Consider the following 8,416-nt stretch of genomic DNA (forward strand, 5'->3'; position numbering starts at 1 on the left):
CCGGAGACCGGGGGCCGCGGCATGTCCGGTCGGCGTGGAAGGGCATGACGGGGTGGCAGGTATCGAACGTTAGCTCGAAAGAGCTAATTGCGTTCGTTTCCCTTCCCTGCGGGCCCGACCGGTCCATAAGCTCTCAAATGCGGAGGGAATCGGACGATCATCCCTCCGAGGTCGGCCCGCCTCGGTCAGCTTTGCCGCGGACGGCCCTGGCCGACCAGAGGTGACCGGGTTCCGAACGGTTCGGAACCAAAGAGCTTTCGGGGGTGCCGAAGTGACGGACATTCAGGAGACGGACAGGTGGCAGCACGGCCGGAAGGACGGCGCGGCATATCTGGGACAGGAGGTCAGATTCGCCCGGGAGCACCTGGGGTTGACGCAACAACAGCTCGCCGAGCAGACGGGGTATGAACGGCCCTACGTAACCCGGGTGGAGAGCGGACTGCTTCTTGCGTCCGAGCAGTTCGTGAAGGCGTGCGACCGCATCTTCGGAACCTCGGGCTTCTTCACGCGACTGCGGGAACGGGTGACCGAACGCGGCCACCCGGGTTGGTTCGTGCCGTACGTAAAGCTGGAGCAGGGCGCGAAGGAGATCTGCAACTACTCCAACGCGATGATCATGGGCATGTTGCAGACTCCGGAATACGCGGAGGCGACCTTCCGCGCGGCCAACCCCCGCGAGGACGACGGGCAGATCGAGACGCGGGTCGAGGCGAGGCGGCAGCGGTACGGCGTGATGGAGGGCAAGCGACCTCCGCTGCTGTGGGTGATCCTGCACGAAGCGGTGCTGCGCACGGAGGTCGGCGGACGGGCCGTGATGGCGGCGCAGTTGGAGCATCTGACCCTGCGGGCCGCGACCCCGCACATCACCGTGCAGGTCCTTCCGTTCTCGGCCGGCGCCCCGACATCCTCCGCACCCTTTATCCTATTGTCGTCATGGGACGGGACGCGGGTGGTGTATTCGGAGACCCGCAACGCGGGACATGTGGACGACTCGGCGGAGGCGGTGGAGAGCGCCAGGACAGCGTACGACCGGCTCCGCGCCGCGGCCGCGTCCCCACACGACTCGTTGTCCCTCATCCGAAGCATCGCGGAGGAGCACGCCAGATGAGCCACACCCCCGACCCCACCGCCAGCACCTGGATCAAGAGCAGCTACAGCGGCGGCGAGGGCGGCGAATGCGTCGAGTGGGCACCCTCCCACCTCACCACCCACGGCACCGTCCCCGTCCGCGACTCCAAGAACCCCCACGGTCCCGCTCTCGCCTTCACCCCCACCGCCTGGACCGCGTTCATCACCGCGATCCGCACCGGCGAACTCCCCACCCCCTGACGGCGACCGGGGCACCGGGCCGGAATCCGGTCCCCACGGAAGACGTCCACACCTCGGCCGTCATCACCACCTGGAACATCACGGCAAGGAGGTTCACATGCTCAGCGGTGTGCTGATCGGGGAAAGCCTGCGGGTCGGAAGCGTGCTGGAGGAGGTCCCGCTGCGGGTCACCCGGGTGCGTCGGGTCGAGGTGCCCGGCGCCGCGCAGGCCCAACCCCGGCAATGGACTCTGCTGGACTTCCAGGCCGAGCAGTCCGACGCCGAGCACCTCGCGGACGCGCTGTCGCGGTGCCTGGAACCGGTCGGCGGGTGGTACGTCAACTTCAACACCTCCGCCGAGGCGTTCGTCATCTTCGCCGACCGCTTCTTCCGCTACCCCCCCCAGGACGCCACAGCCCGCGCCGAAGTGGCGGACTACGCCCGCACCGTCGGCGTCCCCGAAGCCCAACTCGACTGGGAGGACTGACCCCCGCCGCCTCCCCGCACGCGATACGTGGTGACGGTTTGTCATAATCACCATCCCCCCGGGCGCGTGACGCGACGGCTCCGACCCGGCCTTCCCGAACCGAGGCCGCAGCGGAGATCAACTACCCGACAACGCGAATATCGGCGGTGGCGAATGGACGGCCTCGGCCCGTTCCTCGTACTGTCCTGGCTATCAGCCCAATCGGGGGCGGCGACAGGAGGTTTGGGATGGCACGCGAGGAACTGACCCGCCTCACCGGCAAGGGCAACGGCGAGTGCAATCAGAATGACTGCCCCAACGTGTATCGGACCGGCGACGGATCGTTCGTCATTCAGGGCGCGCTGACGGACGTGTTCACCCCGGCGTCCGGCGAAGGTCTGGTGGAGATCCCGGAGGCCGTCTTGAAGGAGGCCGTGCGTGCTCTTGGATGGTGAGGCATGGGACGCCAAGTTCCGCGACTTCCGCTTCGAGGCATGGCGACTCGAGACCCTTCCGGTATACAACGTCGCACAGGAGGACGACGAGATCCTCGCCTTCCTGGCCGGCACGCGAATCGATCCTCACACGCATGCGAACGAGTACACGGAGGACCTCAAGCGGGTTCGCCGCGAGGGCAAGACAAAAGGACGCGTGCACATCGTCACACGCCCGCTCTCCGCATACCTCCGATATGAGTTCATGTACTACCTGCCGCACGTGTGGGCCGGCGAGGACATCCGCATCATGGATGTGACGGGCCGCCCGAACCCGCTGGCCGGCGTGCAGGATTTCTGGATGTTCGACAAGTCCGAAGTGGTCCTGATGAACTACGCGTCCGACGGGACGCAGATCAATCGCGAAGTCCACACGGGAGACGTGGCGCCTTTCATCGAATACCAGCGCATCGCGCTGGCCGAGGCGGTGCCCTTCGAGGATTACGTGAAGGGCCTTGACGCTCGAACCCGATGAGCTGGGCCGGTCGAGGAACGACCTGGCCGAGACGCTCAGAGAACTGCGCGAGCGAGCCGGACTCTCCCAGGTCCGGCTCGCTCGGCGTTGCCATCTGTCTCAGACGAAGATCAGTAACATCGAGAGGGCGAAGCTCACCCCCAGTCCGGTGGACGTGGAGCTGATTCTGACGGCACTGGACGCGCCCCCGGAACTCGTGGGCCGGGTCACCGCTCTTGCCCGGATCGCCAACTCCGAGTGGCAGGACATCTGGTCGCAGCGACGAACCGGACTTGAGAAGAAGCAGAACGAACTGGCCGCCCTCGAGCAATCCACCACGGAGTTCCGCTACTTCCTCCTGTCCATGGTGACCGGACTCCTCGCCACCCCCGAATACGTGCGGGCCAGCCTCGCCCACATTTCGGGCGACCACAGCAAGGCGATCGCCAAAAAGCTGGAGCGGCAGGCCGTTCTGTACGATTGCACCAAGAAGTTCACCTTCATCCTCACGGAGCAGGCGGTTCGCTGGCCCTTCCTGCCCGCACCCGCTATGGCCATGCAGATCGACCGGCTGACATCTCTCAGCCTCCTGCCGAACATACGGCTGGGCGTCGTCCCCCTGGAACACCACATGCCAGTGGCGCCACTGAATACATTCACGATCTACGATGCTCGGATAGCCACGGTGGAGACGACGACCGGAGCAATGATCTTCCGCGATCATCGCGACGTGTCCGTCTACCAGGGCGAGTTCGGCACTTACACCGAGTACGCCCTTTTCGGCGAGCCGGCGAGGACACGTCTTTCCGATTGGGCCAGCAGATTCCGCACGTGATCTATACCCGAACTCGGAAATATCTTTCGGGAAAAGCCCTCAAGGCTTCTACCATAGACAACCGAGGCGGGACGACCCGACGAAGTCGGGCGTAGCTTGGACCGACCGGCAAATGGTGACTGCGGAGAAGCCGTCTGGGCGAGAGCCATCGGCCCGCGACGCCGCCCTCAATTTGCCGGTCGGTCTTATCCCGTTCGTTCTCCCGACCGACAGACAGGAGTGGTGAAGGTGGAAAACATCATGGCGAGTGCCGCCGGGGGCGGCGAAGGGGACGGGCATCCGGGGACGCCGTGGACGCCGCCGCAGGAGCCGCCGAGTCCGGACGGGACGACGCCGCCCGGGGACGGAACGCACCGCAAGTGACCACGGTGGAGGGCGCGCGAGGCCGGTCCGTGGCGGGCCGGCCGTTGCCCGCGTGGCGCGGCGACGAGTTGGCACCCGGGTGGGAGGACACGTTCGAGGCGGTGCCCCGCTCGGTTTTCCTGCCGGACATGATGTGGCCGTACGACATGGCCGAGCGCAGCGCCGTACCCGTCGAGCGGTCCCAAGACCCGGCGGCATGGCGGGCGTTCGCCGCCGCGGACGTGCCGGTCGTGACGCAGTGGGATGACGGGGAGCACGAAGGGACCACGCCAGGACGCGTGTCGACGTCGTCCGCGTCGATGCCGTCGGTCGTGGCCGCCATGCTCGGCGACCTGCAAGTGTCCGACGGTGAGACCGTGTTGGAGGTCGGCACCGGTACGGGCTGGAACGCGGCGCTGCTGTCCCACCGGCTCGGCGACGCGAACGTGACGACAATCGAGGTGGATGCGGCGTGGCCACGGCAGCCCGGGGCACCCTGGAGCGCGCCGGGTTCCGCCCGTCCGTGATCACGGGTGACGGGTTCACCGGGCATGCGGCGCGGGCGCCGTACGACCGGATCATCGCCACCTGCGGCCTGCGCGAGATCCCGTACACGTGGGTGAAGCAGACCGCGCCGGGTGGGTTGATCGTCGCACCGTGGGGCACGCACTTCGGCCACGGTGACGCGGTGGTCCGACTGGAGGTCGCGGACGGGGCGGCGTCGGGCCGGTTCACGCGGCTGGTGGAAGCTCGTCGAACGACCTCTCCGGGTCGTCCCACGATGTCGTGCAAGCCAGGGACGTCGGCGGTGGCATCCACTTCCACCACGAGCCGGAGCCGGCCCGGCCCCGGCGCACCCCTCGGCAACTGCCCGCCGATGTGAACGAGTTCGTCAACCGCACCGACGAGCTGGGCCAGTTGAACGCCGTGCTGACCGGCAGGGACGGCGGCCAGGTGATCGTGTCCGTGCATGCACCGGCGCCTCGGTGACCGCGGCCGGGAAGCGCTGGCCTGGCGCGGCGCGGGCCGGACGTACAGCGTGTTGGACCGCCGTGACGAGGCCGCGGCCTTCCACCGTCAGGCGGTGGCCGTGCACCGCGACCTCGGGGACACATGGCAACTCGCGATGGAACTCGATCACCTGGCCGACGCGGTGCACCCGGAGGACCCCGAGGCGGCCCGCGCCCACTGGGCAGAGGCCCTGACGCACCTGGCTCCGTATCGCGATCCGAGGGCCGCGGCGCTGCGGGCGCGGGTGCAAGTGCATCTGGCCGGGCCAGGGGGCTGAACGCGTACCCCTTGCCGCGGGCCGTCGGCGGGAACAACGGCGGGTCGCGGGGCACTGTAGGAGGTATGGACGACGGTATGGACGAATTCCGGGTCGAGCATGACTCGATGGGTGAGGTGCGGGTTCCTGCGGCGGCGAAGTGGGGGGCGCAGACGCAGCGGGCCGTGCAGAACTTCCCGATCTCGGGGCAGCGGATCAGCCGGGCGCACATCGAGGCGCTGGCACGGATCAAGGCCGCGGCGGCGAAGGTGAACGCCGAGCTGGGCGTGATCGACGCCGACATGGCGGCGGCGATCGGGGCGGCCGCGGACGAGGTCGCCGCGGGGACGTGGGACGCGGAGTTCCCGATCGACGTGTTCCAGACGGGCTCGGGCACGTCGTCCAACATGAACGCGAACGAGGTGATCGCGGCGCTGGCCACCGAGCGGCTGGGCCGCAAGGTGCACCCGAACGACCATGTGAACGCCTCCCAGTCGTCCAACGACGTGTTCCCGTCCTCGATCCACATCGCGGCGACCGCGGCGGTGACCGGCGAGCTGGTTCCGGCGCTGACCCGGCTGGCGGAGGCGCTGGAGGGCAAGGCGGCGGAGTTCGCCGGGGTGGTGAAGGCGGGCCGCACCCACCTGATGGACGCCACACCGGTGACGCTGGGGCAGGAGTTCGGCGGGTACGCCGCGCAGGTGCGGTACGGCGTCGAGCGGCTGGAGGCGGCGCTGCCCCGGCTGGCGGAGCTGCCGCTGGGCGGCACCGCGGTGGGCACGGGGATCAACACGCCGCCGGGCTTCCCCGCCGCGGTGATCTCGGAGGTGGCGCGGGCCACCGGGTTGCCGCTCACCGAGGCGCGCGACCACTTCGAGGCGCAGGGTGCCCGGGACGGCATCGTGGAGGCGTCCGGCCAGCTGCGGACGATCGCGGTGGGGCTGACGAAGATCGCCAACGACCTGCGGTGGATGGCCTCGGGCCCGCGCACCGGGCTGTCCGAGATCAGCCTGCCCGACCTCCAGCCGGGCTCGTCGATCATGCCGGGCAAGGTCAACCCGGTGGTCCCGGAGGCCGTGCTGATGGTGGCCGCGCAGGTGATCGGCAACGACACGGCGATCACCGTCGCGGGCGCCGCGGGCAACTTCGAGCTGAACGTGATGCTCCCGGTGATCGCCCGCAACATCCTGGAGTCGGTGCGGCTGCTGGCGAACGTCTCCCGGCTGCTCGCGGACCGGACGATCGACGGCATCACGGCACACGCGGAGCGGGCCCGGGAGTACGCCGAGTCCTCGCCGTCCGTGGTCACCCCGCTGAACCGCTACATCGGCTACGAGGAGGCCGCGAAGGTCGCGAAGAAGTCGCTGGCGGAGCGGAAGACGATCCGTCAGGTGGTGATCGAGGAGGGCTATGTGGAGCGCGGCGAGCTCTCCGAGGCACAGCTCGACGAGGCACTGGACGTGCTGCGCATGACCCACCCGTAACACACATTCCGTAAACTCCGTTCATGACAGCCGACCTCGACACCACGCAACCGGACGGATCGAACGCACCGCGGCCGGGCCGCTGGGCCCCTGGTGACCAGGTGCTGTGGCGCTATCGCGGCAACGGCACGGACGAGGTGCACATCTGCCGTCCGGTGACGGTGGTGCGCGACGAGCCGGACCTGCTCGCGGTGTGGCTGGCGCCGGGCACGCACTGCATCAAGCCGGTGCTCGCCGACGGCACGCCGCTGTATCAGGAGCCGCTGGCCACCCGGTACACCAAGCCCCGCACGCGGGTGGTGGAGGAGTGGTTCGGCGCAGGGGTGCTGAAACTGGCCCGGCCGGACCAACCCTGGTCGATCTGGCTGTTCTGGGAGCAGGATTGGCACTTCAGAAGCTGGTACGTGAATCTGGAGGAACCGCTGAGCCGGTGGTCCGCGGGGGTGGATTCGGTGGACCACTTCCTCGACATCTCGGTCCACCCGGACCGTAACTGGTACTGGCGGGACGAGGACGAGTTCGCGCAGGCACAGGCCGACGGGCTGATGCCCGCCGAACTGGCCGACCGGGTCCGGCAGGCCGGCCGGAAGGCGGTGCACGCGATCAGCGCCTGGGAGTCGCCTTTCCGTGACCGCTGGCAGGACTGGCGCCCCGACCCGGCGTGGCCGGTGCCCGAGTTGCCGGCCGACTGGGATCGCCCGGCGGTGTGAGCGTGAGGGGCGCGGGGCTGCCGAGGGCGTGGGGCGTACGGCGCAGTCCGAGCGCCGGGTAAGAGCCCCTTGGCGCGCCCCGGGCCGTCAACCGTAGGATCGTCGATCGGAAGCCTGCACAATTGCCCAGCACGGCCTAGAGTTTGACGCCACGTCATGGGGGTACAAACGAGTGCCGATCCTGTGCATATGCCAGACAATGCCCTGTCGGATCCACCCATCCCGTCACCGCTTCACCCCGGCCCCATTCCAGCCCCGTCCGTCACAACAGTCACAGCAGTCAGGGAGGCCCTGAGCAGTGGATACCGACGGTTACGAGCCCGTTGGCACGCCCCCCGACGACCCCGCGGCGGCATCGGAGCGGGACCGTACCGGCCAGGCGGAGGCGTTCGACGCCATCGGCGACCGGTACGACGAGGCGTTCCCGCACAAGGACGGCCAGGTCACGGCGGGCAGCTGGCTCGTCGACGAACTGCCGGCCGGCGCCAAGGTGCTCGACCTCGGCTGCGGCACCGGCCTGCCGACCACCCGGCAGTTCGTCGACGCCGGCATGCGGGTGACCGGGGTGGACCTGTCCGCCGGCATGCTGGCCAGGGCCCGGACCAACGTCCCCGAGGCGGAGTACGTCCAGGCCGATGCGGCGGACCTGGTCGACGGCGGGCCGCTGGCCGCCGGGAGCTTCTCCGCGGTCGCGGCGTTCTTCACCCTGCTGATGCTGCCCAGAGCCGAGATCCCGGCCGCGCTGACCGCCGTCCACGAACTGCTGGCGCCCGACGGGCTGCTGGCGCTCGGCATGGTCGAGGCGGACGTGGACGACGTGCCGATCCCCTTCCTCGGGCACACCGTGCGGGTATCGGGGTACCTGAAGGACGATCTGCGCGACGTCGTGGTGGCCGCGGGCTTCGAAGTGATCAAGGAGATGTCCTATACGTACGCGCCGGCGAGCACCGACGTGCCGCCGGAGGAGCAGATCTTCCTCTACTGCCGACGCGCCTGACCCGGAACAGGCCCGAGCCCGGCCACGCGCCGGCCGCGGCGGAGCACCGACGGATGGAC

At 68.9% G+C, this 8,416-nt stretch carries 13 protein-coding genes; all 13 read left to right on the forward strand.

From position 1 onward, the window contains the following. The first annotated feature begins 271 nt into the window (after nt 1-271). The 13 genes from AC13HU_RS25155 to AC13HU_RS25215 all read left to right on the forward strand — a co-directional run bounded on the left by AC13HU_RS25155 (nt 272) and on the right by AC13HU_RS25215 (nt 8,357). Nucleotides 272-1,108 carry a helix-turn-helix domain-containing protein gene (locus AC13HU_RS25155; protein ID WP_483044216.1) on the forward strand — a complete coding sequence of 279 codons (837 nt, stop codon included), beginning with the start codon at nt 272-274 and terminating at the stop codon, nt 1,106-1,108. Next, nucleotides 1,105-1,329: a DUF397 domain-containing protein gene (locus tag AC13HU_RS25160; RefSeq protein ID WP_483044217.1), complete on the forward strand. Its 225-nt coding sequence runs from the start codon at nt 1,105-1,107 to the stop codon at nt 1,327-1,329. Before AC13HU_RS25155 ends, AC13HU_RS25160 begins: the two co-directional genes overlap by 4 nt. Nucleotides 1,330-1,426: 97 nt before the next feature. Continuing rightward, entirely contained in the window at nt 1,427-1,795 is a 369-nt protein-coding gene (locus tag AC13HU_RS25165) for a hypothetical protein (protein WP_483044218.1), read from the forward strand. 227 nt (nt 1,796-2,022) lie between these two features. Continuing rightward, nucleotides 2,023-2,229, forward strand: coding sequence for a hypothetical protein (locus AC13HU_RS25170; RefSeq protein WP_483044219.1), 207 nt, complete (start codon nt 2,023-2,025; stop codon nt 2,227-2,229). Next, nucleotides 2,213-2,743: a DUF6879 family protein gene (locus AC13HU_RS25175; protein ID WP_483044220.1), complete on the forward strand. Its 531-nt coding sequence runs from the start codon at nt 2,213-2,215 to the stop codon at nt 2,741-2,743. Before AC13HU_RS25170 ends, AC13HU_RS25175 begins: the two co-directional genes overlap by 17 nt. After that, nucleotides 2,724-3,557 (forward strand): helix-turn-helix domain-containing protein, encoded by an 834-nt coding sequence (locus AC13HU_RS25180; RefSeq protein WP_483044221.1) that lies wholly within the window; start codon nt 2,724-2,726, stop codon nt 3,555-3,557. The genes AC13HU_RS25175 and AC13HU_RS25180 overlap by 20 nt, the downstream gene beginning before the upstream one ends. A 359-nt stretch (nt 3,558-3,916) precedes the next feature. Further along, a complete protein-coding gene (locus AC13HU_RS25185; protein ID WP_483044222.1) occupies nt 3,917-4,426 on the forward strand; it encodes a hypothetical protein in 510 nt (169 codons plus the stop codon). Then, nucleotides 4,423-4,782 carry a hypothetical protein gene (locus AC13HU_RS25190; RefSeq protein ID WP_483044223.1) on the forward strand — a complete coding sequence of 120 codons (360 nt, stop codon included), beginning with the start codon at nt 4,423-4,425 and terminating at the stop codon, nt 4,780-4,782. Before AC13HU_RS25185 ends, AC13HU_RS25190 begins: the two co-directional genes overlap by 4 nt. After that, the gene (locus AC13HU_RS25195; RefSeq protein ID WP_483044228.1) at nt 4,686-4,889 is read left to right on the forward strand and encodes a hypothetical protein; all 204 of its coding nucleotides are present in this window, start codon (nt 4,686-4,688) and stop codon (nt 4,887-4,889) included. The genes AC13HU_RS25190 and AC13HU_RS25195 overlap by 97 nt, the downstream gene beginning before the upstream one ends. Next, nucleotides 4,870-5,187 (forward strand): hypothetical protein, encoded by a 318-nt coding sequence (locus AC13HU_RS25200; protein WP_483044224.1) that lies wholly within the window; start codon nt 4,870-4,872, stop codon nt 5,185-5,187. The genes AC13HU_RS25195 and AC13HU_RS25200 overlap by 20 nt, the downstream gene beginning before the upstream one ends. Before the next feature lie 77 nt (nt 5,188-5,264). Beyond that, nucleotides 5,265-6,650 carry a class II fumarate hydratase gene (locus AC13HU_RS25205; RefSeq protein WP_483044227.1) on the forward strand — a complete coding sequence of 462 codons (1,386 nt, stop codon included), beginning with the start codon at nt 5,265-5,267 and terminating at the stop codon, nt 6,648-6,650. A 23-nt stretch (nt 6,651-6,673) separates the two neighbouring features. After that, entirely contained in the window at nt 6,674-7,360 is a 687-nt protein-coding gene (gene fomD, locus AC13HU_RS25210) for a cytidylyl-2-hydroxypropylphosphonate hydrolase (protein WP_483044225.1), read from the forward strand. A gap of 298 nt (nt 7,361-7,658) precedes the next feature. Beyond that, the gene (locus AC13HU_RS25215; protein ID WP_483044226.1) at nt 7,659-8,357 is read left to right on the forward strand and encodes a class I SAM-dependent DNA methyltransferase; all 699 of its coding nucleotides are present in this window, start codon (nt 7,659-7,661) and stop codon (nt 8,355-8,357) included. Nucleotides 8,358-8,416 lie beyond the last annotated feature (59 nt).

It is taken from the genome of Streptomyces sp. NH27, from assembly GCF_056859195.1.